We start from the raw sequence: 24,859 nt of genomic DNA, 5'->3' as shown, positions 1-24,859 counted from the left end.
CAGTTGGTTTGGCGCTCTGGCCGGTTGGCGGGTTTTGCCTGGTATTTCGGTGTTTTTGGTTTTTGGCTGGTGGGGGTTGGTTGGCTCCAGCGTGCGGCGCGGGGGTTGCCGCACGCTGGAGCTGGTTGGGCTGTTTTTCGGGTGGTGTGCTTTCCGCGTGATTACGCCGTTTCTGTGGAAGCGTGCCGGGACTGAGCGTGCGGCGCGCGCTGGCGCCGGGTCGGATCTGTCCTTGCTGCGCGAGCAGAACACCGCCGGACCCGCCCGCCGACGCGTGCTCGTGCCGAGTCCGAGGGCTCCGTTGCGGCCTACACCTGGGAATGGCTCAGCTACCTCCACCGCACTCCCTAACCGGAGGAGCCGTATTACTGATTACGTCCTCGGTGAGGGAGCTCGGCGGGGATCGGCAGCAGTACGCGCAGCGTGAAGGTGCCGCGTGGGCTCTCAGTAGTGGTTAGCTGCCCGCCGTAGGCCTCGGCGGCCGAGCGCATGGCACCGTAACCAAAGCCGTATGCGCTACCGTCGGTAACAGCACGTATTGGGCCGGTGCGACCCGGGGCCGAGCGTGCTGGTGCCACCGGATTCTCGACCTCGATCAGCACGAATCCACGGCGAGTACGCACATCAAGACGAATCCACCGGTCGGCGTCGCCGGTGCCGGAGACAGCCTCCAAGGCGTTGTCCAGGGCAGTGCCGACCAGTGTGGCCAGATCGGCGGTGGACATGAAGCCGAGCGCGGCGCCCTCGACGATGGCAGTCATGGTGATGCCGGCCTCCAGGCACACCTGCTCCCGGTCGGTGAGAATTACATCCAGTACGGGGTTGCCGGTGCGTACAAACACCTCATACGGCCGCACTGAGGACTCCAGCTCAGCGAGCCGGTCCAGGCGCACCGCGGGATCCGGCTCGGCCCGCACCGAGGCGATCATGTGGCGCAAGTCGTGGTACTTACGGTTGACGATGTCGATGGCGCGCTTGGAGGTCAGGTACTGCTCGTACTGCGAACGCAGCAGCGCCTCGGAGCTGGCCAGCTCGAAGGAAGCACGGTTTTGCAGGTCAACTTCCCGCTGCGCGTACAGAATGATGAACCCGCATAGATCCACGAGCGTGCGGATATAGAAGACCTCTGCCCCCAGTCGGCCGGAGAAGGGAGTGGCGGTGCTTAGGAAGCTGAGATTTGACATGGCGAAGGTGATGGCGGCGATCGCCGCCGCCCCGGCCACGGTGGCAGCTGTGGGCACCACTTCGGCGCGGAACCGGGGACGCTCCAGCAGATAGACCGCACCCAGTACGGTGCCGTCGACGGCTATCGCCAATGCCGCACCCCAGAAGGCGCCCGCCCGGTCTCCCAGGAGGAACACCTCCAACTGCCACTCGAGCGAGGCCGCCAGCTCGGCGGCCACGAAGGCGCGCACTACCAGGTAGGTGGACCGGCGCAGGGAACCGCTCAGCGCCAGGTGCAGGATGCCCCACATGGCGATCACCGCTCCGAGCATCCCTGCCAGCCACAGCGAGATCGGCAGGCGGGCCGCAAGTGTCTGGTAGATGCTCAGCGCCGGAAGCGCTGCTGCCATCACTACCAGTGCGCGGCGCCTGGAGTCCTGTGGCCGCCACGTGGCCAGTACGTACGCCAGGCATGCGCCCCACTCGGCCAGCGCGGTCCACAACCGGGGGATGTCCGGCAGAGCCTCCTGGATCACGCGGTTGTCCCGGACACGTGCTCGGCCAGGGCCCGCATGAACTCCTTCTTCCGGGGGCGGGAGATCCTCAGGGACTGCCCGGTGCTCATCACGGAGTCCTGCTCGCGCACCGCCACCACGTGCCGCAGGTTGACGATGTAGCAGGAGTTGGAGCGGAAGAAGCCATGGGGTGCCAGTTTCGGCTCCATCTGCTTGAGCGATCCGGTCAGGGTGATGGCGCCGTCGGTCAGGTGCACGTCCAGGCGGTGACCAGAGGACTCCAGGTAGACGATGTCGCGCACGGGCACGCGCCGCAGCCCCTGCCCGTCCTTCAGGACGATGCCGGCGTTGTCCCGTCGGCCGAGTACCTCCAGGGCGCGGCTCAGCTCTCGGGCCAGGGAGGAGTAGGGGAAGGGCTTTACCAGGTAACCGAGGGCGGACACCTCGTAGCCGTTGATCGCGTACTGCTGCGCGGCAGTAATGAAGATGATGATGACATCAGGGTCGATACGACGCACTAACCGGGCGAGGGATAGGCCGTCGGTGCCCTCCATGCGTATATCCAGCATGAGGATGTCGTAAATGGGGCGGAAGCCGTCCAGGATGTCGCCGCCGGCCTCAAAAACGGACACTTGCAGATCCAGGCCTCGCTCACGGCCGAAGCGGTCGAGGTACTCGGAAAGAACGTTGCGGTGGCGGGCGTCGTCGTCGACGACGCCAATACGGAGTGTGGCGGAGGGGCTCGTATTCACTTTCATCGGCGGCTGTTGGTTACGGCGCGGGCATGGTGGTGGCGGACGCGCGGGGAAGGCGCGACAGCCGGGGAAGCGTTCGCTACGAACGCGGCCATGGGCACCGAAAGTAACGGTTACAAGCATGTTAGTGTACCGGCGCCGGGGGTCGGCCGCGGCCGTGGAGACGGGCACGCGCGCGGCCACGATCAGTCAGCGATCAGCTCAGCACTGATCCGGTGCCAGCCGTTGGCGCGATCACGCTGAGAGACGACGGAGGGCATTAGCGATGCGAGCGGATCTGGTAGTGGTCGGTTCGGGGCTCTTCGGTGCCACGGTCGCCCAGCGCGCCGCCGAGGAGCTGGGCGTGCACGTGGTGGTGGCTGAGCGTCGCAACCACGTGGGTGGAAACGCCTACTCGTACCCGGATCCGGACACCGGCATCGAGGTGCACCGCTACGGCTCCCACATCTTCCACACCTCCAACGAGCAGGTCTGGGCCTACGCCAACCGGTTCACCGCCTTCAACGACTACCGGCACCACGTCTACGCCAACCATGCCGGGGAGATCTACCCGCTGCCCATCAGCCTGGGCACCATCAACCAGTTCTTCCACGCCGCCCTCGGCCCGGAGCAGGCGCGGGCGCTCATCGCCGAGCACGCCGCCGAGATCACCGGCGAGCCCGCCAACCTGGAGGAGAAGGCCGTCAGCCTGATCGGCCGCCCCCTGTACGAGGCCTTCATCCGCGGCTACACCGCCAAGCAGTGGCAGACCGACCCCACCGACCTGGGCGCCGGCATCATCACCCGGCTGCCGGTACGCCTGAACTACAACAGCCGCTACTTCTCCGACCCTTACGAGGGCATCCCGGTGGACGGCTACGGAACCTGGGTCGAGCGGATGCTGGACCACCCGCGCATAGAGGTACGCCTGGGGACGGATTTTCTGGCGGCCGACGGCGTACTGACCCGTGACGCCTGCGTGGACCGGGTGCCGGTGGTCTACACCGGCGCCGTGGACCGCTTCTTCGATTACCGGCTCGGTGCCCTGACGTGGCGCACCCTGGACTTCGAGACACGCGTACTGCCCACAGGGGACTACCAGGGCACCGCGGTCATCAACTACTCCGATGCCGATGTCCCGTACACCCGGGTGCACGAGTTCCGCCACTACCACCCCGAGCGCGCCTACCCCGACGATGCCACCGTGATCATGCGGGAGTACTCGCGCATGGCGGGCCCCGACGACGAGCCCTGCTACCCGGTGGGCACGCCCGCAGACCGCGAGCGGCTGGCCCGCTACCAGCAGCTGGCGGCAGAGCTGGAGCCGCAGCGAGTCGTCTTCGGCGGGCGCCTGGGCGCCTACCAGTATCTGGACATGGACCGGACGATCGCCTCCGCCCTGCATAGCTTCGAGCAGCGGGTGCGGCCGTGGTTCGGGTGAGCCGCTCCGCCGTGTAACGCCGTTCTGCGCCGCACCCGCGGGCGGCACGCCGCTGAGCGAAGCACTGCGAGCCGTGGCCGGTCCGCACCTCACAGCGCCCTGACGCGGGGCCCGCGGGCAGTCCATGGGAGACTAGACCGCGTTCAAGCCGGCGGCGCCAGCCGACCGCACGTCCACACTGATCCACACTGATCCACACTGACCGCAGGAAGAGCCAGGAACCGATTCACGTGCCACCGATCCCCACGTCCGAGCAGGCTGCAACCGTCGCCCCCGCAGCCACCGAGCAGGCCCAGATCCGAAACTTCTCGATCATCGCGCACATCGACCACGGCAAATCCACGCTGGCGGACCGGATGCTCCAGGCCACCGGCGTAGTCGCCCCGCGCGACATGCGCGCCCAGTACCTGGACCGCATGGACATCGAGCGCGAGCGCGGCATCACCATCAAGTCCCAGGCCGTGCGCATGCCCTGGGCGGTGACCGGGGAGGACGGCGTCACGCGCGCCCACGCGCTGAACATGATCGACACCCCCGGGCACGTGGACTTCTCCTACGAGGTCAACCGGTCGCTGGCGGCCTGTGAGGGCGCGGTGCTGCTGGTCGACGCCGCCCAGGGCATCCAGGCGCAGACCCTCGCCAACCTGTACATGGCCATGGAGGGCGACCTGACGATCATCCCGGTGCTGAACAAGATCGACCTGCCCTCGGCGGAGCCGGATCAGCACGCGGCGGAGATCGCCTCCCTGATCGGCTGCGAGCCCGAGGAGGTACTGCGTGTATCGGGCAAGACCGGGGCGGGCGTGCCCGAGCTGCTGGACCGGATCGTCGAGGCGGTCCCGCCGCCGTCCGGTGATCCCGACTCCGCCGCCCGCGCCATGATCTTCGACTCCGTGTACGACGTCTACCGGGGCGTGGTCACCTACGTGCGTGTTGTCGACGGCGCCCTGAAGTCGCGCGAGCGCATCAAGATGGTGTCCACCGGAGCAGTCCACGACCTGCTGGAGATCGGCGTCATCAGTCCTGAGCCGGCCCCCACCCAGGGGTTGCGTGCCGGTGAGGTCGGCTACCTGATCACCGGCGTGAAGGACGTGCGCCAGTCCAAGGTCGGCGATACCGTCACCTCCGCCGCCGCCCCGGCCACTGTGCCGCTGTCCGGCTACCAGGACCCTAAGCCCATGGTGTTCTCCGGGCTGTTCCCCGTGGACGGCTCCGACTTCCCGGCGCTGCGTGACGCCCTGGACAAGCTCAAGCTCAATGATGCCGCCCTGACTTACGAGCCGGAGACATCGGTGGCGCTGGGCTTCGGCTTCCGCTGCGGCTACCTCGGCCTGCTGCACCTGGAGATTATTCGTGAGCGCCTGGAGCGCGAGTTCAACCTGGACATCATCTCTACTGCGCCGTCCGTGGTCTACGAGGTCACCATGGAGGACCGCAGCGTCCACACGGTCACCAATCCGAGTGAGTTCCCCGAGGGCAAGGTCCGCGACGTGCAGGAGCCGGTGGTACGTGCCACCATCCTGACGCCCAGCGAGTACATCGGCGCGATCATGGAGCTGTGCCAGTCCCGCCGCGGCACCATGCTGGGCATGGACTACCTGTCCGAGACCCGCGTGGAGATGCGCTACCGGCTGCCGCTGGCGGAGATCGTCTTCGACTTCTTCGACGCCCTGAAGTCACGCACTCGCGGTTACGCCTCCCTGGACTACGAGCCCGACGGCACCCAGAGCGCGGACCTGACCAAGGTGGACATTCTGCTTAACGGGGAGAAGGTGGACGCGTTCAGCGCCATCGTTCACAAGGACTCGGCCCAGTCCTACGGGCAGAAGATGACCCGGCGGCTCAAGGAGCTGATTCCCCGCCAGCAGTTCGAGGTGCCGGTGCAGGCGGCCGTGGGCAGCCGCATCATCGCCCGCGAGACGATCCGGGCCCTGCGCAAGGACATGCTCGCCAAGTGCTACGGCGGTGACATCACCCGTAAGCGCAAGCTGCTGGAGAAGCAGAAGGAGGGTAAGAAACGCATGAAGGCGGTTGGTCGCGTGGAGGTCCCACAGGAGGCCTTCATCGCCGTGCTCGGAGCGGATCAGCCCACCGGAAAGTAACCCGGACGGATAACGCCTCGGCGGGGCGGGTGGCCCGCAGTAGGGTGGGCCGGACGTCGGCGCGGCGTTAGCCGTGGTAGCGAGGAGCGGACATATGAGCAAAACCGGCTCTGTGGAGCGGGACCCGGAGCGGATCGACGGCGTCCCGGTCACCTCGGGCACGGTGCAGGCCGCCCTGGCCGATGACGGTTCCGGGCTGGAGCTGACCGCCACCCTGGCGCGGCGCCTGGGCGTGCCCCATGCGGGAGCCGACGGGCGTCATGCCGACGAGCCCGCGCCCTTCCGCGACGGCGACCCGGTGGGCACCGTCGGCGCCGTCTGCGCCCTGGCGCGGGTGCGTCCCGACGCCGGGGAGGCGGGCCTGTCCGCCATCCACAAGGCGCCCCTGGAGGGGCCCTCGGCGGTGAACCGGCTCGGCGTCGTCGGTGACCAGCAGGGCGATCACGCCCACCACGGCGGCCGGGATAAGGCACTGTACGTCCTGGACGCTGCCGAGCAGCGTCACTGGGCGGCGGTGCTCGGCGGTATCGAGCCCGGGTCCCTGGGGGAGAACCTGACGATTGAGCCGGGTCCGGCCGGCGGCATCGACGACGTCGAGATCGGTGCGGTTCTGTCTATCGGGGATCCGCGGGGCGAGGGGCTGCGCGTGCGGGTGACCGGCGTGCGCAATCCCTGTGCGACCTTCGCCCGCGGAGTCGGACGCGGCGACTGGGTGGAGGTCTTCTCCTCCCGCAACCGGGTGGGCGTCTACCTGGCTGTCCTCAAGGAGGGCACGGTGCGCGCAGGTGATGAGGTGCGGGTGGTCAGCGCGCCCGGGCACCGGGTCACCTGCACCCGCTGGTTCGCCCACCACGACCCGCGCGACGCCCAGAGGATGCTGGACTCGGAGATCTTCGGCAACTGCGTGATCGCCCCCTTCACCAAGAAGTACGTGCAGGCCGCCGCCCACGAGCAGGTCGGCTGAGCGGGACGCGCTGGGGCAGTTGCCGCAGGGGAAATCGGCTCAGCCGGCCGTATAAGCCGTTCGAACACAACCAGGAGGAACCGGTCCAGTGCCACAGCAGCACCCGCCCCGCTCTCACGCCATCCGCGCTCGCGTGCGCTCCTACTCGCGGGCCGGCGGCCGCCTGACCGAGGCGCAGGAACGGGCCCTGGAGCGTTACAGGGACAGGTACGTGATCGACGTGCCCCGCGCCGATGCGATCCGCACCGTCGCCCCCTCCTTCCGGCTGGACCCGGCAACGGCCTTCGGGCACGCAGGCCAGTTGCGTCCGCTCATCGTGGAGGTCGGCTCGGGCGCGGGGGAGGCGATACTGGCCCACGCCGCCGCCCACCCGGGGGTGGACCACCTGGCTGTTGAGGCCTGGGAGACGGCGATCGCCCGGATCGTGGCCGGTGCCGGCAGGGCGGGCCTGCGCAATATCAGGGTGGTGCCCGCAGATGCCGCCCAGCTGCTGGCCACCGCCCTGCCGGTCGGCCGCGCCAGCGAGGTGTGGGTGTTCTTCCCGGACCCGTGGCGCAAGCCTCGGCACCGCAAGCGTCGGCTGGTCAATGCCGCCTTCGCCGACTCGGTGGCCCGGGTGCTGCGCCCCGGCGGGGTGTGGCGGCTGGCTACCGACTGGGCGGACTATGCCTGGCAGATGCGCGACGTGCTGGAGGCCGCCTCCGCGCTGCCCGAGGGACTGGAGGCGGACTGCACCGGCCCGTACTTCCGCTACCCCGACGCCGGGGCGCGCCCGGACCTGGGCGTCGGGACTGCCGAGGAGGGCAGCCTGGGTAATGGCCGCGACCCCGGCTCGCCGGCCGGCGTGCTAGGCGGCTGGTCGCAGCGCTATGAGGGGCGGGTACTGACCCGCTTTGAGGAGAAGGGCATTCGTGCCGGCCGTACTATCCGCGACCTGACCGCGGTGCGCACCGGCGAGATGTGGGTGCCGCCCCGGCGTGAGGCGGTTGCCCTATGAGTCCGCAGCAGCCGGCGGGGGAGCCCCTGCCCGGAGCGGGGGAGCTGCCCGAGCAGGTGCGCGCTGCGGCGTCGTCGGGCGGGCAGCGGCCATTTGCGGTGTACCTGCACGTGCCCTACTGCCGGGTGCGCTGCGGCTACTGCGACTTCAACACCTACACGAACCTGGCCATGGGCGGCGGAGCCTCGGCGGGGGACTACGTGGACACGCTCGCCGGCGAGCTGCGCCTGGCCCGGGCGGCCATGGAACAGGTCGGCCTGCCGCAGCGGGCGGCGCAAACCGTGTTCGTGGGCGGGGGCACCCCCACCATGCTGCCGGCTGGGGACCTGGCCCGCATGCTGCAGCTGGTGCGCGAGACCTGGGGCCTGGACGAAGGGGCGGAGGTGACCACGGAGGCCAACCCGGAGACCGTGGACGAGCGCTACCTGGCGGCCCTGGCACAGGCCGGGTTCACCCGGGTGTCCTTCGGCATGCAGTCGGCGGTGCCGCAGGTGCTGCGCACGCTGGACCGCACCCACACCCCCGAGTGGGTGCCGCAGGTGGTGTCCTGGGCACGCCGGGCCGGGCTGGCCACGAGCCTGGACCTGATCTACGGCACGCCGGGGGAGTCCCTGGACGACTGGCGGCGTTCCCTGGAGGCGGCGGTGGAGATCGGCCCGGATCACTTGAGCGCCTACGCCCTGGTGATCGAGGAGGGCACGCGGATGTGGACGCAGGTGCGCCGCGGGGAGCTGCCCCTGCCCACGGACGACGACGAGGCCGCCAAGTATGAGCTGGCCGACGCGTTGCTGGGCGGGGCCGGCTACGAGTGGTACGAGATCTCCAACTGGGCGCGGCCCGGGCATGAGTGCGTGCACAACCAGGCCTACTGGCGCGACTGTGACTGGTGGGGCGCCGGCCCGGGGGCGCACAGCCACCTGGGGGACGTGCGCATGTGGAACACCAAGCACCCGGTGGCCTGGGCCGGGCAGGCGGCGGCCGGGCGGCTGCCCGTGGCCGGGCACGAGGTCGTCGATGCCGAATCACGAGAACTGGAGCGGGTCATGCTCGGCATTCGCATGCGCGAGGGTCTGGACCTGCGGAGTCTGACGCGGCCGGGGGAGGCGGCGACGGCGTCGGGCACCCCACGGCGGCTCGTGCCGGTGGTGGGAGGCCTCGTGGCGCAGGGCCTGCTCGACGGTGCTGCCGCCCTGGCGGGCCGCGCCGTGCTCACACTGCGCGGAAGGCTTATGGCGGACACGGTCACGTATCGGCTCACCCAGTGACGCGTGCTAGCGCCTGTGCACGGCGCCGAGTGCAGGGAACCGCACGGTAAACGGGGAAAGAGGCCCCGCGCGGGGGCCCGTGATGCGTAGGGCTCTGTGCGCCTGCTGCCGGGTGAAGCAGGCGTGCTTCAGATCACCGTGTGCCAGGAAGCACGCCTGCGTCTCGCGATCCGGACCGATTCTCGTCATAGGGTGAGGCAAGCGTCGCTGCATCATTGATGGGCGACGAGCACACCGACCCCGAACTGAGGAGTCTCACGTGGAGTTGCAGTGGTGGTCCATACTGCCATTCGTCGTCATGCTCGCCTCGATCGCGGTTTTCCCGCTGATCCCGGCGACGTCCCACTGGTGGGAGAAGAACTCCAGCCAGCTGACGGTCGCCCTGGTGCTGGGGGTGCCCGTGGCGATCTGGATGTGGTTCGCCCTGGGCTGGGAGCCCGTCTTCGCTGCCGTGGTGGAGTACATACAGTTCATCTCGCTGCTGCTGGCGCTGTTCGTCGTCTCCGGCGGCATCTTCCTCAAGGGTGATATTCAGGCCACCCCGCGCAATAACACCATCTTCCTGGCGATTGGCGCACTGCTGGCGAGCTTCGTGGGCACCACCGGTGCCGCCATGCTGTTGATCCGGCCCCTGCTGAACACCAATCGCGAGCGCGAGTACCGCGTACACACCGTCCTGTTCACCATCTTCATGGTGGCCAACTGCGGCGGCCTGCTCACGCCCCTCGGTGACCCGCCCCTGTTCCTCGGCTTCCTGCGCGGCGTGCCCTTCACCTGGACCTTCAGCCTCGTCTTCGAATGGCTGTTCGTGAACGCCATGCTGCTGCTGAGCTACTTCGCGCTGGACACCTGGTACTACTCACAGGAGCCCGCCGCAGACATTCTTGCCGACAAGACGGAGATCGAGCCCCTGGGCCTGCGGGGCGCCTCCAACCTGATCTGGTTCGTCGTCATCATCGCCGCCGTTGCCTTCGCACCCTCGATCGACGCAGAGGCCATTGAGGAGGGGCACGCCGTACTGACCGACTGGATCCCGCTGCGGGAGATCATCATGCTCGCCGCCGCCGGAGCCTCCTACACGCTGGGCGACAAGCGAGCCCGCTTCGAGGACAACCAGTTCGAGTGGGGGCCGATCGCCGAGGTCGCCGCCCTGTTCATCGGCATCTTCCTGACCATGATCCCGGCGCTGCGCTACTTGGACGAGATCGCCGGCAGCCTCCCGCTGAACGAGATCACGTTCTTCGTGTTCACCGGCGGGCTGTCATCCATGCTGGACAACGCCCCCACCTACGCCACCTTCTTCGAGTTGGCCGGTCAGGTGGCGCACCCGGGCGGCGCGACAGTCGCGGGCGTGCCCGAGCTGTACCTGCGCTCGATATCGCTCGGCGCCGTGCTGTGTGGCGCACTGACCTACATCGGCAACGGCCCGAACTTCATGGTCAAGTCCGTTGCCGAGGCACGCAACGTGGAGATGCCATCCTTCGGTGGCTATATCGCCCGCGCGTACCTGTACCTGGGGCCGATCCTGGTGGCCATGGTCCTGTTGTTCATCGCCGGCTCGCTGTGGGCCAAGCTCAGCGGAGTGGTGCTAGTGCTGCTGCTGCTGGCCAACAATATCCGGCTGCTGCGCTCCAGCCGCCGCCTGGCACTGGCCGACGCCTGACGCCGCCGCTATTCAACGGTCTACGGGGCCCGGGCACCACTGGTGCCCGGGCCCCATACACCTGCTGCGTCAGGATGCTGCCCGTTCACTGACCCAGGAGATGAAGTTCTCCTCGCCCGTGCCGGTCAGCTCGGCCATCGTGTGCCCCTGCCCCCAGATGGTCGCGAAGTCCACCGAGCTACCGGCCGCCTGCAAGGCGAGCGCGAGGTTCACCTCCACCGTGCTGGCGGTGTCGCCCTGCATGATGCCGGTGCGGATGCGCCAGCTGGGCGCAACCGTCGAGGTTCCGGCGCCCTCGTAGGCGCTGGACAGGAAGTACATGGGGTCGTACATGTGCTCGCGGGTGAGCACGTCGACGCCAAGCTCGTCGGTCTGCGCAAAGTCCGAGTCGTACTCGGACGATCCGTACTCGTCGGACCAGTTGGTCAGGGCGGCGTAGGTGTCCTGGTTGGCGGCGATCACGTCGCGGGAGAGCCCGGAGAAGTGCATCGCCGTCGCCCCGGCCCCAAGGACGGTGTTCTCCGTCTGGCCGCGGTCGACACCGTCCAGGGCGCCCACGTCTTTCGTCGCCGCTTTCTGGCTGGTGATGAAGCCCTCCAGACCGGTGATCGTGGCCGTGTTGGTCGAGGAGTCGTAGGCGACCCAATCCACGTCCTGATTCAGGGCCGCGATGTAGTCCGCGACGGTCGCGTAGGTGACCGACTCGGAGGAAACCGCCGAGGAGTCCTCCCCGGGGCGGCCCGCACCAGCGGTGGCACCGTCGCCGTCCGGGCCGCCGTCGGCGGGGGTACCCTGCGTGCCCTCGCCGGTGGGTGCGCCGTCGGGGGCCTGGCCGTCACCGGGGGCGCCGGAGGCGACGCTGTCGTCGGACCTGCCCGGACCGCCTGCGGGCGCGCCGGAGCTGCTCTGGGCCTCCATGCCGGCCATCTCGGTGGAGCTGGGCGTGTAGGGGAACTCGGTCGCGGCCAGGAAGTCGTTCAGCGACTGCTCGACTACGGCGACCATGTGCTCGTAGTAGGAGCCGGCCAGGTACTGCCCGTCCGCGGACTCCTCCAGGGCCAGGGTGTTGCCGTCGGAGTCGACCAGTCCCAGGCCGTTGAGGTGCTCGGCGTAGGCGGCGGCCAGGTTCTTGGAGTAGGCCTCCGTCCAGGTGCCCTCCGCGCGGGTGCCAGTGGTGGCGAACTGGCCCATGTTCCACTCATAAGCGGCGTTGGCAGCATCCAGGCTGGTGATCGGGCACCAGCACATTGCCCCCGCGATCGCGTCGGAAAGGACGGCTCCATCGGTGCCGGTGGTGGCTGCGCCGAGTGCTTCCAGGTAGGGGGTGTAGAGCGCGCAGTCGCCGGAGGCACCCATCACCGCGGACTGGGCGCCGCCGCCGGAGTGGCCGAAGACGTACATCTGCTCGGAGTTGCCGGGAAGGGCGGCGGCGTTGTAACGCAGGTAGCGCACGGCCGCCTTCAGGTCGGTCACGCCCCAGGGCGCGTTGCCGGGGGCCGCGTCGGTGGTGGAGTCCTTGCCGCGCAGGCCCGCCTGTACGTAGATGAAGCCGGCCTCCATATAGGCCGCGACGGTGTCGTAGGAGTACTCGGTGGGCGGCTGCTGGGCGGCGTAGCCCGGGGTGTTGACCGGCAGCACGATCGGCGCCGTCGACGCCGTCCAGTCGCCCACCGCGCCGTCGAAGGCGACCTCGGCGGTGAAGGTGCCGTTACCGTTGTCGGTGGAGGACATGTAGGCGCCGGGCACGAAGACGCCCAGGGTCTCGTAGCTGGTGTCCTGCGGGGAGGCGACGTAGGACAGGCCCAGCTGGTAGTAGACGTCGCCGTCAGCGTCATAGCTCCAGGCCGCCGGGTTGAGCGCCAGATCGGTGCTGGTGGTGGGGGCGGCGGTGGACCCCGAGGTATTGGTCGAGCCGCCGGAGTCGGTGGAGCAGGCGGCCAGGCCCGCGACGCCGAGCAGCGTCGCCACCGGCACCGCGCGCATTACGGTGCGTCGTGAGAAGATCATCGTCGGATTCCTTCCAGTCGACGTCAGGGTGACAGGCAGGATGCAACCGGTGTCTTCTGAGCGGCACCCGGGGATTTTGCTGTGAGTCGCTTATGAGGCTGCATGGCTCGTGGGGATGCGGCCATGCCCAGTGGTAGGTGCTACTTCTACCGATCTCGGCATTTGGGTGCGGGAGCAGGGAGGAGGGCGCGTTATCAGTGGGTGCCGGGGGCGGTGACGAAGTCGATCAGCTCCTCCATGCGACCCAGCAGGCTCGGCTCCAGGTCCTTATACGAGCGCACCGTGGCCAGGATCCGCTGCCAGCCGCGCGCGATATCGGCCTGGTCGGCATGCGGCCACCCGAGAGCCTCCAGGGTTCCGTGCTTGATGTCCGTGCCGCGAGGAATCTCCGGCCAGGCCCGCAGCCCCAGCCGGTCAGGCCGCACCGCCTGCCACACATCCACATACGGGTGGCCGAGGATCAGCACGTTCTCCCCGCCCGGCATAGACCGTACCTGCTCGGCGATGCGTGACTCCTTAGAACCTGGCACCAGGTGGTCCACGAGCACACCTGCCCGCCGCTGCGGCGCCGGCCCGAACTGGGCCATTGCCTCCTCGAGGTTGTCGACCCCCTCAAGCATGAGCACCACCACGCCCTCATGGCGCAGGTCATCGCCCCACACCTTCTCCACCAGCTCGGCGTCGTGCCTGCCCTCCACCCAGATCCGCGAGGCTCGCGCCACCCGGGCCCGCTCGCCCTCAACGGCGTAGGAGCCCGAGGCGGTCAGCCTGCGCCCGCCGGCACTGACCGGACCGGCGGGTGGACGCTTGCGCGGGGCGGGCGGATCCAGGATTACGGGCCGCCCCTCCAGCCAGAAGCCCGGACCGAGCGGGAAGGCGCGCCGTACGCCCCGCCGGTCCTCCAGGACCACCAGGTGCTTGCCCCCGGACTTCTCCACGGCTACAGCCGCTCCCACGAATCCGGTCTGGCGGTCCTCCAGCACCATGCCGCGCTTGAGGTGCATATGCACCGACTCTGGTCGCACCGCCGTCGGGCCCACGCGGTGCGGGTCCACCGACAGCACGTCCCCGCCATACCGGTTGCCCGCCGAGGGACGCGCGGGCGAGGCAGTGGCATCGGCCCGGCCACCGCGTCCCGCCGTGGACCTCCTGGAGGCCGTGGCGGCACCGCCCGCGCCAGCCGGACCGTCTTTGCGCTGTGAAGCGGCCTGCTGGCGGGCGGCCTGCTCACGCAGGGCCTGACGGCGGGCGGCGGTGGACCCGGGGACGGGGCCCGGTCGGCGGGACGGTGTCGTGTTCACTCAGGGCACGGTAGGGGAAGGTCACGCGATTGGCCCTGCTGACTCGCCGCGCCGCGGCGTAGGATGGCACTCAAGCGCTAGGAGTGCTAACCATACCGGCCAGTGCTGCGGCCGAGCGCGTCGGCAGGGACGCCCGGTCAGGGCGGCGCCCGCGCCAAGGCCGCACCGCAGACGAGGAAGGAGAGCCCCATGTCGGACGATCGCCGTCTGAAGGTGCTGTCCGCCATCGTCACCGACTATGTACGCACCCGCGAGCCGGTCGGCTCCCGCGCCCTGGTGGAGCGCTACCAGCTGGGCGTGTCTCCGGCCACCATCCGCAACGACATGGCCACCCTGGAGGATGAGGGCTATATCCACCAGCCGCACACCAGTGCCGGCCGCGTCCCCACCGAGAAGGGCTACCGCCGCTTCGTCGACGAGGTCGCGCGCATCAAGCCCCTGTCCGCTCCCGAGCGGGCCGCCATCAACGCCCTGCTCTCCGGGGCCGTGGACCTGGAGCAGGTGGTCGCCCGCACCGTGCGCGCGCTGGCGCAGCTGACCGGGCAGCTCGCCGTCGTCGAGTACCCCAGCCTGCGCCGCACCACCCTGCGCCACCTGGAGCTGGTGGCCCTGGGACCCACCCGCCTACTGCTGATCATCATCACCGACACCGGCCGGGTGGAGCAGCGCACCGTCGGCCTGTCCGGACGCGGCCCCGACGGGCTGGTCGACCCCGCAGTGCTGGAGCGGCTGCGCCTGCGACTGAATACCGCCCTGGTAGGTCGCCGTGCAGCCGAGGTCGTTCCGGTGCTCGCGGCGCTTGCCGAGCAGGCTCCCGACGACGAGCGGGCCGTACTGGCGGCCGTCACCGATGAGCTGATCGCCGCGCTGCGCCCCGACGCCGAGGAGCGCATCGTGGTTGCAGGCACCGCTAACCTCGCCCGCTCCCTGGACTTCACCGCCATCGGCGCACTCCTGGACGCGGTCGAGGAGCAGGTGGTGCTGCTGCGGCTGTTCAGCTCCGCCGACGCCGCCCGCATCGGTGAGGAGGATGACACCGGTACCACCGTGCGGATCGGCTCGGAGACGCACGAGGATGCCCTGGCAGAGGCCTCCGTGGTCTCCGCCGCCTACGGACCGGGAGACGCAGTCGCCCACCTGGGCGTCATCGGCCCAACCCGTATGGACTACCCGGCCACCATGGCGGCTGTCCGCGCCGTCGCCCGCTACCTGTCCAGATTCCTTACCGACTCTGAAACCGCCGCGGGCTGAGCCGGCCACCCACACAACCCCACCACGAAGGAACACCAGCAAGCGTGAGCGACTACTACGACGTCCTCGGCGTAACCCGTCAGGCCACGGCCGAGGAGATCAAGAAGGCCTACCGCAAGAAGGCCCGCCAGCTGCATCCCGACGTCGCCGGACCGGGGCACGAGGACGAGTTCAAGAAGGTATCCACCGCCTACGAGGTCCTCTCGGACTCAGAGAAGCGCAAGATGTACGACCTGGGCGGTGAGGACGCCCTGCACGGCAACAACGGCTTCGGCGGCGGCTTCACCGGGGACTTCGGCAGCTTCTCAGACCTGTTCCAGCAGGCCTTCTTCGGGGGCGCCGCCTCCCGCGGGCCGGCCTCCCGCACCCGCCGCGGCCAGGACTCACTGCTGGCCGTGGATGTGGACCTGGCCGACGTCGTCTTCGGCACCACCAAGACCGTCACCATGGACACCTACGTCACGTGCGATACCTGCAACGGCTCCTGCTGTGCCCCGGGCACCTCCCCGGTCACCTGCGCCGAATGCAATGGGCAGGGCTCCGTCCAGCGCATGCAACGGTCCCTGCTGGGCAATGTGGTTACCTCCAGCCCCTGCCCGCGCTGCCAGGGCTACGGCACCGTGATCGCCTCCCCCTGCAAGGAGTGCGACGGCGAGGGCCGCAAGCACGTGCGCACCCCCATCGACATCAACATCCCCGCCGGGGTGTCCACCGGCACCCGCATCCGTATGGGCGGGCGCGGCGAGGCCGGACCCGCCGGCGGCCCCAACGGCGACCTGTACGTGGAGATCCACGAGAGGGAGCACGAGTCCTTCACCCGCGAGGGCGACGACCTCTACACCGAGTTGCGCGTACCCATGACCGCTGCCGCGCTCGGCGCCACCTTCCCGCTGGAGACCTTCGACGGCGACCGCAGCGTCTCCGTGCGCGCCGGCACCCAGGGAGGGGACGAGATCGTCCTGTCTGGCCTGGGCGTGGGGCGGCTGCGCCGGCCCGGCCGCGGCGACCTGCGCGTACAGATCGTGGTGGAGACCCCCACCCGCCTGAACGACCGGCAGCGTGCCCTGCTGACCGAGCTGGCCTCACTGCGCGGGGAGGACGGCTACGAGGCGCCCAAGGACGAGTCAGTCATGGGCAAGCTCAAGGAGAAGCTCTCCGGCCGCTGACCGGCCGCGCGCGGCGGCGGCCTGGCCGCTGCCGGACCGCCCGCGGGCGCCTAACGGGCACTGCTTGCAGGCCGCTGCGGCGAATCCGTGGCGGGGCGCGCCCCGAAGATCGCCTGGCCCACGCGCACGCACGTCGAGCCGCCGGCGATCGCCAGCTCGAAGTCGCCGCTCATGCCCATGGACAGCTGCCCGTCGCCTACGGTGCCCGCCTGCAGGCCGGCGTCCCGCAGGGAGCGCATGATCCGGAAGCACTCACGGATGCGGTCGGCGTCGTCGGTATGTGCGGCCAGCGTCATCAGGCCGCGCACCCGCAGGGAGGAGTAGGCCGGCAGGGCCGCCAGGAAATCCGCCACGGCGTCCGGCTCCAGGCCGAACTTGGAGGGCTCCCCGGAGGAGTTGACCTGCACGTACACGTCCAGGCCGCGGCCGGCCGCCTGCAGCCGCCGGTCGAGGGCCTCGGCCACGCGCAGCGAGTCCAGCGCCTGGAACTCGTCGGCGAAGGCGGCCGCATCCCTGGCCTTATTGGTCTGCAGGTGGCCGATCAGCGCCCAGTGGATGCCCAGGTCGGCCAGATTCGTAGCCTTCCGCTTGGCCTCCTGCACCTTGTTCTCGCCCATCTGGGTGATGCCGGCGGCGTGGGCGGCCCGCAGCCGCTCCTCCGGCACCGTTTTGGACACCGGCAGCAGCCGGATCCCGGCTGGATCCCGGCCGGCCGCGCGGGCGGCGGCGTCGATGCGGGCGCGCACGGCGGCAAGGTTGCGGCGGAAGTCTTCGATGGTGGTGGCACTCGGTGCCGCCGACTCAGTCAGTGGGCCCGCGGCTTCGTGATCAGTGGGCGGGAGTGCGGATGACGGCGCGGCGGGCTTCGGGGAGGGCGCTACGGGCGCAGGATCGGTCATGTTCCGTGACGCTAGCACTGCGGTGTGGGCGCGTCGGCCAACGTACCCTGAGGAGGTGACCGCGCCTGTATTCGTTTTCACTCCCGAAACCGTCGAGCCCGCCGGGGCGGCCGACACGGCGGGTCCGGGGAGCCTGCTCACGCTGGTTGGCCCTGAGGCGCACCATGCGGTGTCCGTGCGGCGGCTGCGACCGGGAGAACGGGTGGACCTGGTCGACGGCGCCGGCCTACGACTGGTATGTGAGGTGACCGACGCCGTCGCAGAAGGGGGGCGCCGAGAGCGGTTGGCCGTACGCGTGGCTGAACGACTGGTGGAACCCCAGGCGGTGCCACGCCTAGCGCTCGTGCAGGCGCTGGCCAAGGGCGGGCGTGACGAGCAGGCGGTGGAGACCTCCACCGAAGTCGGTGCGGACCTGATCGTGCCCTGGTCGGCTGAGCGCTGCGTGGCGGTGTGGCGGGGTGTGAAGGCTGCCCGTGGGCGTCAGCGCTGGCAGGCAGCCGCCCGCGAGGCCGCCAAGCAGGCGAGGCGGGCGCGCGTGCCCGAGATCGCGGAGCTGCTCACCACCGCCGAGCTGACCGACTGGGTGCGTCAGGTGTGCGAGGCCGGCGGGACGGTGCTGATCCTGCACGAGGAGGCGACCAGGCCGGTCGGCGACGTGGCGCTGCCGGAGATGCGCGTGGGAGCGGCGGCATCGGAAGCGGCTGGCACAACCGAGGGCGACCATCAGGGGGGTGCTGGCGGTGCGGGAGAGGTGCCGGTGCTCGCCGTCGTCGTCGGGCCCGAGGGCGGGATCAGCCCCGCAGAGGTGGCGGCGCTGGAGAATGCCGGGGCGACCACGGTGCGTCTGGGGCCGCATGTGCTGCGTACGGCTTCGGCCGGACCGGTGGCGCTCGCGGTCCTCGCGCAGCGCGCCGGCCTGTGGGGCTGAGGCGGGTCTCTAGCAGGGGGACGAGTGGCCGAAACGCTTGTGCGCGGCCTGTTTCGAGACACCGAGGGCCGCGCCTATTACGGTCCATGACTCACCGGCCGCACGAGCGTCGGCGACGGCGCGAAACTGGGTGCGCTCGCCCTCACCGGCGGCCCGGCCTTTATGACGGGCGGCCCGACCTGGCCGCCATGCTTGCCGAGCTGCTGGAGCTCGTCGCTGGCGGGAGGCTTAACACCTGCGTGGCTGAGACTATGCCGCTGGACGAGGTGCCCGCCGCCTACGCCCGACTCGCCCGGGGCCACCAGATCGGCAAGCTCGTCTGCGACGTGGCCGGATCGGTCGGTGCGTGAGCTCGGGTGGGGTGTGTTCGGCGTAAAAGTGTCCATCCGTCGCCACTTTGACGGTGCGGTGCCCATTCGTTCGCCGGAGGAACCACAGATGTGCCTGCTATAGAGCCGTTGTTGTTGCGGGATCCGCTGAGTCGATATCTGAAAGTGGCGAGAGATGGACACTTTTGGGTGCGGACGCCGTGTCGGTGGGTGGCGGTTATCTGCTGAAGCTCGGCAGCAGGGCGACACCGAACGTATCCTTCGACCTATCAATAGTCGCGCAGGAGGGTGAGATGGGCACGCGGGGTCGTAGGCGGGCCGGGAGCCCGGATGCCCGGCGGGCGATTCTGGAGGCGGCCCGCGCCGCCTTCGCCCGCGACGGCTACAACACCTCGCTGCGCGGCATTGCACGCGAGGCGGGCGTGGACCCGGCGCTGGTGCACCACTACTTCCCGGAGCGCTCCGACCTGTTCGTGAAGGCGGTCTATGACGGGCCAGACGGGCCGCCGATGGACCCGAGTGCGCTTGACGAAGTCCGACGCCTGCCCGCCTGTCAGCAGGGAGGGGCACTGGTGCGCGTGTTCATCACTCAGTGGGATCGCATGGGCCAGGACCGCTTCTCTGCGCTGCTGCGCGCGGCACTGACCAACGAGGGCATGGTGGGGCGAGTGCGTGAACTCGTGGTCGGCGCTCTGATAACCCCGCTGGTCGCGAAAGTAGCCCCAGACCGAGTCCGCCTGCGCTCCCAACTGGTTGCGGGCCACCTGGTGGGACTGGGTATGACGCGCTGGGTCGCCCGCCTCGACGCCGTATCCGCCGCGAGCCCGGAGGAACTTGCGGCCGCCGTCGGGCCGGTGATCCAGCACTACCTGACCGGCGAGCTCGGCGGACAAGACGGCGTCGCCAGTGGGCAACTCGACGCTACCGACTCCGACTCCCGGGCCTAGGGAGCCGCAGGCTGAGTCGCCGGGAGTTTGCGTGCACAAGGCGGAGCGGCCTTGCCGTACAGGGATGGCACACGATGCTCGGCAAGTGCGCGGAGACGCAGGCAGGAGGGCCTTGCCTTGCAGGTATGGCACCCCTATATTCATCGCATGATGAAAAACGGGTGGAGTACCCGCCGCGGTGGCCGCGCGCCTACCGGAGCGGTCGCGTCCCCGAGCGCTGTTCGCGTTCGTGGGCTGCGGGTGCGTCGCGGCGGCAACGAGATCCTGCACGGCCTGGATCTGGAGCTGCGCCCCGGCTCCATCATCGGCCTGCTCGGCCCCTCGGGCTGCGGCAAGACCACCCTGATGCGCGTACTCGTCGGCGTACAGCACTACGAAGGCACGATTGAAGTGCTGGGGAAGCGGCCGGGTGCTCCCGCCGTACGCGACCGGGTCGGCTATGTGACGCAGGCGGCGGCCGTGTACAAGGACCTGACCGCCCGCCAGAACCTGCGCTACTTCGCCGCACTGGCCGGCCGGCGCGCCCGCGACATCGACGAGGTGCTGGACACGGTGGGCCTGACCGACCTCGCCGACCGGCGCGTGAGTACCTTCTCCGGCGGCGAGACCGGTCGGGTCTCGCTCGCCTGCGCCCTGGTGGCCGGACCGGAACTGCTGATACTCGACGAACCGACGGTCGGCCTGGACCCACTGACCCGGGAGGGGCTGTGGGCGACCTTCCGTGATCTGGCCGATGCGGGCGCCACCCTGCTGATCTCCAGCCACGTCATGGACGAGGCCCTGCGCTGCGATCGCGTGCTGCTCATGCGCGCCGGCCGCTTCCTGGCCTCCACGACCGCGAGCGAGCTGCTGGAGCGCACGGGTGCAGACACGCTCGACGCGGCCTTCCTCGACGTCGTCCGGCGGGCGGAGCGCGGGGAGGGGGAGCGGTGAACCCACGTACCTTCGCCGCCACCGTCCGCCGCGTCCTGGCGCAGCTGGTGGCCGACCGCCGCACCCTCGGGCTGATCATGGTGGTGCCCGCCGCGCTGCTGACCCTGCTCTACTTCGTCTACTACGACTACCCGCACGGAGAGCAGCTGTTCAACCGGATCGCCGTGGCCATGATGGCGATCCTGCCGATGCTGGTTATGTTCCTGGTCACCAGCGTGACCATGCTGCGCGAGCGCGGCTCCGGCACGCTGGAGCGGCTGTGGACCACACCCCTGCACCGCGCCGACCTGCTGCTCGGCTACGCCGCCGCCTTCACCGCCACGGCGGTGGGGCAGTCGCTGGTGCTGTGCGCCGTGGCCGCGTGGTGCCTGGGGGTGCAGATCGCCGCCTCCTGGGCGTGGGTGATTCTCACCGCGCTGGTCGACGGCTTCCTCGGCGTGGCACTGGGCCTGTTCGTCTCCGCCTTCGCCCGCACCGAGTTCCAGGCCGTGCAGTTCTTCCCCGTGATCATCGGCCCGCAGATCTTCCTGTGCGGCCTGCTGGTCGCGCGCGATCAGTTGCCGCGCGTGCTGGAGCTGTGCAGCAACGTGCTGCCCATGAGCTGGGCCGTCGACGCCGTCGGCGAGCTGAGCGCGAACACCGTACCGACCGCCGCCTTCGGCGCTGACCTGGGGCTGGTGGCCGGGGCAGGCGTGGCGATCCTCGCGGTGGCCGCCCTGACCGTGCCGCGGCGGGTGCGGTGAGGGCGGTGTGGCGGGCGGTGTGTTCGCTGTACCGACTTGGTGTCTTAGTGCCTCATCTTGGTGCCTTCGTGCACCGACTTAGTGGCTCGACTTAGTGACTCGACCGGCACGCTTGGGGTACCGTCACACTCGGCTGACTCGCGCGCTTGTTCACCGACCTTGGCCGAGTTGTTGCCGGAAAGGTAGTCCGCGCGCACCCGGTCCTCCACATCGATGACGGGCTCAGGTGTGCAGGCTTCGGCCGCCTGCTCGAATACGCGCCGGACGCCGGTGCCCCCAGGAAGCGGGTGGGGCGGGGCAGGCGGCAAGGATCGTCGTCTCTCCCAGCGTCACACGTCGATGGCTGGAGCGAGCTGGGGTGAGATCCTGTCATCAATGCGGCTGGCATTGCGCGCCTATTCGGCGAGCGGGAGCGGGACTTCGACGCCCAGCACCAGACACAGCCCTTCGGCACGTTACTTCGACCGACTTCGACACGTAACGTCTACGGACCTCGGCGGTTATATCGGCCGACCTCGGCGGTTGCTTCGGTTGGCCGGTAGCATGGAGGACAAGATGACGAGTTCGCCCATCACACCAGCAGCCGCGACCGCGGCGACCACCTCTCCGGCCTCCGCCGGATCCACTTCCACCGCAGGTTCTGCCGGTGCGTCCGCAACCGCCGGACCGGCGGACGTCACCCGCACCCTGACCCTGCCCGATGACCTCGCCCCCGTCGCCCTGCTCGGCGCCCGCGACGAGGTGCTGCGCGCAGTCGAGCGCGGCTTCCCCGACGTGTCCGTGCACGTGCGTGGCACCACCGTCACTGTCACGGGCGCTGCCGCCCGCGTGGACGTGGTGGTCGTGCTGCTGTCTGAACTGATCGACGTCGCCCGCGCCGGCACGCCCCTGACCGCCGACGCCGTCGACCGCGCCATTAGCCTGCTGGACGCCTCCGCCCGCCCCGCCGACATCCTCACCGACGAGGTCCTGACCACCCACGGGCGCTCCATCCGCCCCAAGTCCCTCGGCCAGAAGGCCTATACCGACGCGATTGAGAACTCCACCATCACCTTCGGCATCGGCCCCGCAGGAACCGGCAAGACCTACCTGGCCATGGCCAAGGCCGTCGACGCCCTGGCCCGCAAGCAGGTCTCCCGTATCATCCTCACCCGCCCGGCCGTGGAGGCGGGGGAGAACCTCGGCTTCCTGCCCGGAACCCTCACCGACAAGATCGACCCCTACCTGCGGCCCCTGTACGACGCCCTGCACGACATGCTCGACGCCGAGGCCCTGCCGCAGCTGATCGCCGCCGGCACCATCGAAGTGGCCCCGCTGGCCTACATGCGCGGACGCACCCTGAACGACGCCTTCATCATCCTGGACGAGGCCCAGAACACCAGCCCCGAGCAGATGAAGATGTTCCTCACCCGCCTCGGCTTCGGCTCCAAGATGGTGATCACCGGGGACGTCTCCCAGATCGACCTGCCCGGCGGGCGCCCCTCCGGGCTGCGGGTGGTGCGCCGCATCCTCGACGGCCTGGAGGACATCAGCTTCTGCGAACTGACCGCCGCCGACGTAGTACGCCATCGGCTGGTCGGCCAGATCGTCGACGCCTACGCCCGCTATGACGCCGAGCACGCCGAACCGGCCGGTCGCCCCGGTCCGGCCCCGTACCGCCGTGAAGGCTCCCACCGCCGCACCCCCTCCGAGTACCGAGACAGGAACCGCCCATGACCACCGAGGTCATTAACGAGACCACCACCACCATTGACGCCGCCGAGTTCGCCGCCCTGGCGGACCACGTGCTGTCCGCCATGCACGTCAGTCCCATGGCGGAGCTCAACATCCTGTTCATCGACCCCGAGCCCATGGCCGAGCTGCACGTGCGCTGGCTCGACCTGGAGGGCCCCACGGACGTGATGAGCTTCCCCATGGATGAGCTGCGGCCCGGTACTGCCGAGAACGAGACACCGCCGGGCACTCTGGGCGATGTGGTGCTGTGCCCGCAGGTGGCTGCCAAGCAGGCGCTTGAGGCCGGGCACAGCGCCGTGGAGGAGATGCTGCTGCTGACCGTGCACGGCATCCTGCACCTGCTCGGCTATGACCACGCCGAGCCGGAGGAGAAGAAGGAGATGTTCGACCTCCAGCGCCAGCTCCTGCTGACCTTCCTGGCGGAGCGCGGCAAGTGACCGCCGCTCCCTCCGTGCTACTGCTGCTCGCCGCGGTGGTAGCGCTCGGCTTCGGGATGGCGCTGTCAGCGGGGGAGGGGGCGCTTACCCGCATGACCCGGGCCGCCGCCGAGGATCTCGCGGAGGCAGGGCGGCGCGGCGCCGAGAGGGTCGTGGCCCTGACCTCCCGCCGCGAGCAGGTCCTCGGCACGCTCGTCGGCCTGCGCGCAGGCGTGGACATGCTGGTGGCGGTCCTGGTCACCCTGGGCGTTGCCGGGCACTTCGAGAAGTGGTGGCAGGTCCTCCTCGTGGCAATCGGCCTGAACCTGGTGCTGCTGGGCCTGCTCGTAGGGGTCTCTCCGCGCTCGGCCGGCCGCCGCAACCCCGCCGGTACCCTTCTGGCGCTGGCGGGCCTGCTGGAGCGGGTCGATGCTCTCGGCGCACCCTGGCGCTGGCTGCAGGCCCGGTTCGGGCACGCCGCCGCACTCACTGATGCCGAGCTGCGCGCCGAGGTCACCGAGGACCTGCGCGAGATGATCGACGAGATCGGCGACTCCGAGACCATTGAGGACGAGGACCGCGAGATGATGCGCAGCGTGGTCGAGCTCGGGCAAACCCTCGTGCGCGAGGTCATGGTGCCCCGCACGGACATGGTCACCATCGATGAGGACAAGCCCACCTCTGCCGGCATGCGCCTGTTCATCCGCTCCGGCTTCTCACGCGTACCCGTGATCGGGGAGGACGCCGACGACGTGCACGGCATCCTCTACCTCAAGGACGTGCTGCGGCGCCTGTCGGACCACCCTGAGTACTGGGAGCGGCCGGTATCCGACTTCACGCGTGAGGCCGTGTACGTGCCCGAGACCAAGCTCGCCGATGACCTGCTGCGCGAGATGCAGCTGGGGCACTTTCACATTGCCCTGGCCGTGGACGAGTACGGCGGTATCGCCGGCCTGGTTACCCTGGAGGACCTGCTGGAGGAGGTCGTGGGAGAGCTAACCGACGAGCACGACCCCGCCGAGCCGGTGGCTGAGGACCTTGGTGATGGCACGTTCCGCGTGCCCGTGCGCCTGGGCCTGGACGCCCTCGGTGAGCTGTTCGACCTGGAGATCGAGGACGACGACGTCGACACTGCCGGCGGGCTGCTCACAAAGGCCATCGGCAGGGTGCCGCTGCCCGGCGCCAGCGGTGACGTGCAGGGCATCCACCTGGTGGCTGAGGAGGCCACCGGGCGACGGCGGCAGGTTGCCACCCTGCTGGCCTCCCGCAGCGCCTCCGCCCAGTCGCGGCCCCGGAACGCCGCCGCTGCCGGCAGTACGGCGGGCGCGAGAACCGACCATGATCGGAAGGAAGAGTGACA

General features: G+C 69.6%; 21 protein-coding genes. 16 read left to right on the top strand and 5 right to left on the bottom strand.

Features of this window, described 5'->3' with window-relative positions:
• Positions 1 to 365: 365 nt before the first annotated feature.
• Positions 366 to 1,700, bottom strand: coding sequence for a GHKL domain-containing protein (locus GZ998_RS13425; protein WP_161924285.1), 1,335 nt, complete (start codon positions 1,698 to 1,700; stop codon positions 366 to 368).
• Positions 1,697 to 2,437 carry a LytTR family DNA-binding domain-containing protein gene (locus GZ998_RS11380; RefSeq protein ID WP_161924284.1) on the bottom strand — a complete coding sequence of 247 codons (741 nt, stop codon included), beginning with the start codon at positions 2,435 to 2,437 and terminating at the stop codon, positions 1,697 to 1,699. Before GZ998_RS11380 ends, GZ998_RS13425 begins: the two co-directional genes overlap by 4 nt.
• Before the next feature lie 262 nt (positions 2,438 to 2,699).
• Here GZ998_RS11380 and glf point away from each other — a divergent pair, with 262 nt between their 5' ends.
• The 6 genes from glf (at position 2,700) to GZ998_RS11350 (ending at position 10,845) form a co-directional block, all read left to right on the top strand.
• The gene (glf, locus tag GZ998_RS11375) at positions 2,700 to 3,854 is read left to right on the top strand and encodes a UDP-galactopyranose mutase (RefSeq protein ID WP_161924283.1); all 1,155 of its coding nucleotides are present in this window, start codon (positions 2,700 to 2,702) and stop codon (positions 3,852 to 3,854) included.
• A 230-nt stretch (positions 3,855 to 4,084) separates the two neighbouring features.
• Positions 4,085 to 5,956 carry a translation elongation factor 4 gene (gene lepA, locus GZ998_RS11370; RefSeq protein ID WP_161924282.1) on the top strand — a complete coding sequence of 624 codons (1,872 nt, stop codon included), beginning with the start codon at positions 4,085 to 4,087 and terminating at the stop codon, positions 5,954 to 5,956.
• A gap of 94 nt (positions 5,957 to 6,050) precedes the next feature.
• Complete coding sequence (locus GZ998_RS11365) at positions 6,051 to 6,920, top strand: MOSC domain-containing protein (protein ID WP_162678403.1); 870 nt, start codon at positions 6,051 to 6,053, stop codon at positions 6,918 to 6,920.
• Positions 6,921 to 7,008: 88 nt separating this feature from the next.
• Positions 7,009 to 7,917 carry a tRNA (guanosine(46)-N7)-methyltransferase TrmB gene (trmB, locus tag GZ998_RS11360; protein WP_219109893.1) on the top strand — a complete coding sequence of 303 codons (909 nt, stop codon included), beginning with the start codon at positions 7,009 to 7,011 and terminating at the stop codon, positions 7,915 to 7,917.
• Complete coding sequence (gene hemW, locus GZ998_RS11355; RefSeq protein WP_219109892.1) at positions 7,914 to 9,182, top strand: radical SAM family heme chaperone HemW; 1,269 nt, start codon at positions 7,914 to 7,916, stop codon at positions 9,180 to 9,182. Before trmB ends, hemW begins: the two co-directional genes overlap by 4 nt.
• Positions 9,183 to 9,441: 259 nt before the next feature.
• Positions 9,442 to 10,845: a sodium:proton antiporter gene (locus GZ998_RS11350; protein WP_219109891.1), complete on the top strand. Its 1,404-nt coding sequence runs from the start codon at positions 9,442 to 9,444 to the stop codon at positions 10,843 to 10,845.
• Positions 10,846 to 10,914: 69 nt separating this feature from the next.
• On the opposite strand, the gene GZ998_RS11345 is transcribed toward GZ998_RS11350, so the two are convergent.
• Complete coding sequence (locus tag GZ998_RS11345) at positions 10,915 to 12,852, bottom strand: subtype A tannase (RefSeq protein ID WP_219109890.1); 1,938 nt, start codon at positions 12,850 to 12,852, stop codon at positions 10,915 to 10,917.
• Between the two features lie 194 nt (positions 12,853 to 13,046).
• Positions 13,047 to 14,153 (bottom strand): DUF3097 domain-containing protein, encoded by a 1,107-nt coding sequence (locus tag GZ998_RS11340; protein ID WP_219109889.1) that lies wholly within the window; start codon positions 14,151 to 14,153, stop codon positions 13,047 to 13,049.
• 189 nt (positions 14,154 to 14,342) lie between these two features.
• Between GZ998_RS11340 and hrcA the strand changes: the two genes are divergently transcribed.
• The gene (hrcA, locus tag GZ998_RS11335; protein WP_161924276.1) at positions 14,343 to 15,404 is read left to right on the top strand and encodes a heat-inducible transcriptional repressor HrcA; all 1,062 of its coding nucleotides are present in this window, start codon (positions 14,343 to 14,345) and stop codon (positions 15,402 to 15,404) included.
• Between the two features lie 44 nt (positions 15,405 to 15,448).
• Positions 15,449 to 16,570, top strand: coding sequence for a molecular chaperone DnaJ (dnaJ, locus tag GZ998_RS11330; RefSeq protein WP_161924275.1), 1,122 nt, complete (start codon positions 15,449 to 15,451; stop codon positions 16,568 to 16,570).
• 50 nt (positions 16,571 to 16,620) lie between these two features.
• On the opposite strand, the gene GZ998_RS11325 is transcribed toward dnaJ, so the two are convergent.
• Positions 16,621 to 17,469, bottom strand: coding sequence for a YggS family pyridoxal phosphate-dependent enzyme (locus GZ998_RS11325; protein WP_219109888.1), 849 nt, complete (start codon positions 17,467 to 17,469; stop codon positions 16,621 to 16,623).
• A gap of 55 nt (positions 17,470 to 17,524) precedes the next feature.
• Between GZ998_RS11325 and GZ998_RS11320 the strand changes: the two genes are divergently transcribed.
• From GZ998_RS11320 to GZ998_RS11285, 8 genes are all read left to right on the top strand, one after another.
• Positions 17,525 to 18,397 carry a 16S rRNA (uracil(1498)-N(3))-methyltransferase gene (locus GZ998_RS11320; protein WP_219109907.1) on the top strand — a complete coding sequence of 291 codons (873 nt, stop codon included), beginning with the start codon at positions 17,525 to 17,527 and terminating at the stop codon, positions 18,395 to 18,397.
• 86 nt (positions 18,398 to 18,483) lie between these two features.
• Positions 18,484 to 18,747 (top strand): zinc-binding dehydrogenase, encoded by a 264-nt coding sequence (locus GZ998_RS13220; protein ID WP_257505926.1) that lies wholly within the window; start codon positions 18,484 to 18,486, stop codon positions 18,745 to 18,747.
• Between the two features lie 272 nt (positions 18,748 to 19,019).
• Positions 19,020 to 19,673, top strand: a complete 654-nt coding sequence (locus GZ998_RS11310; RefSeq protein ID WP_161924271.1) for a TetR family transcriptional regulator — start codon at positions 19,020 to 19,022, stop codon at positions 19,671 to 19,673.
• A gap of 147 nt (positions 19,674 to 19,820) precedes the next feature.
• Positions 19,821 to 20,606 (top strand): ABC transporter ATP-binding protein, encoded by a 786-nt coding sequence (locus GZ998_RS11305; RefSeq protein WP_257505924.1) that lies wholly within the window; start codon positions 19,821 to 19,823, stop codon positions 20,604 to 20,606.
• Entirely contained in the window at positions 20,603 to 21,349 is a 747-nt protein-coding gene (locus GZ998_RS11300) for an ABC transporter permease (protein ID WP_219109887.1), read from the top strand. The genes GZ998_RS11305 and GZ998_RS11300 overlap by 4 nt, the downstream gene beginning before the upstream one ends.
• Before the next feature lie 555 nt (positions 21,350 to 21,904).
• Entirely contained in the window at positions 21,905 to 23,065 is a 1,161-nt protein-coding gene (locus GZ998_RS11295) for a PhoH family protein (RefSeq protein ID WP_161924269.1), read from the top strand.
• Positions 23,062 to 23,520 (top strand): rRNA maturation RNase YbeY, encoded by a 459-nt coding sequence (gene ybeY / locus GZ998_RS11290; RefSeq protein ID WP_162678396.1) that lies wholly within the window; start codon positions 23,062 to 23,064, stop codon positions 23,518 to 23,520. Before GZ998_RS11295 ends, ybeY begins: the two co-directional genes overlap by 4 nt.
• Positions 23,517 to 24,857, top strand: a complete 1,341-nt coding sequence (locus GZ998_RS11285; RefSeq protein ID WP_162678395.1) for a hemolysin family protein — start codon at positions 23,517 to 23,519, stop codon at positions 24,855 to 24,857. The genes ybeY and GZ998_RS11285 overlap by 4 nt, the downstream gene beginning before the upstream one ends.
• The last annotated feature ends 2 nt before the right edge of the window (positions 24,858 to 24,859 follow it).

This window comes from Actinomyces sp. 594 (assembly GCF_019325145.1).
In the GTDB taxonomy this organism is placed as follows: Bacteria; Actinomycetota; Actinomycetes; order Actinomycetales; family Actinomycetaceae; genus Actinomyces.
This window is presented reverse-complemented; position numbering and strand designations above follow the sequence as displayed.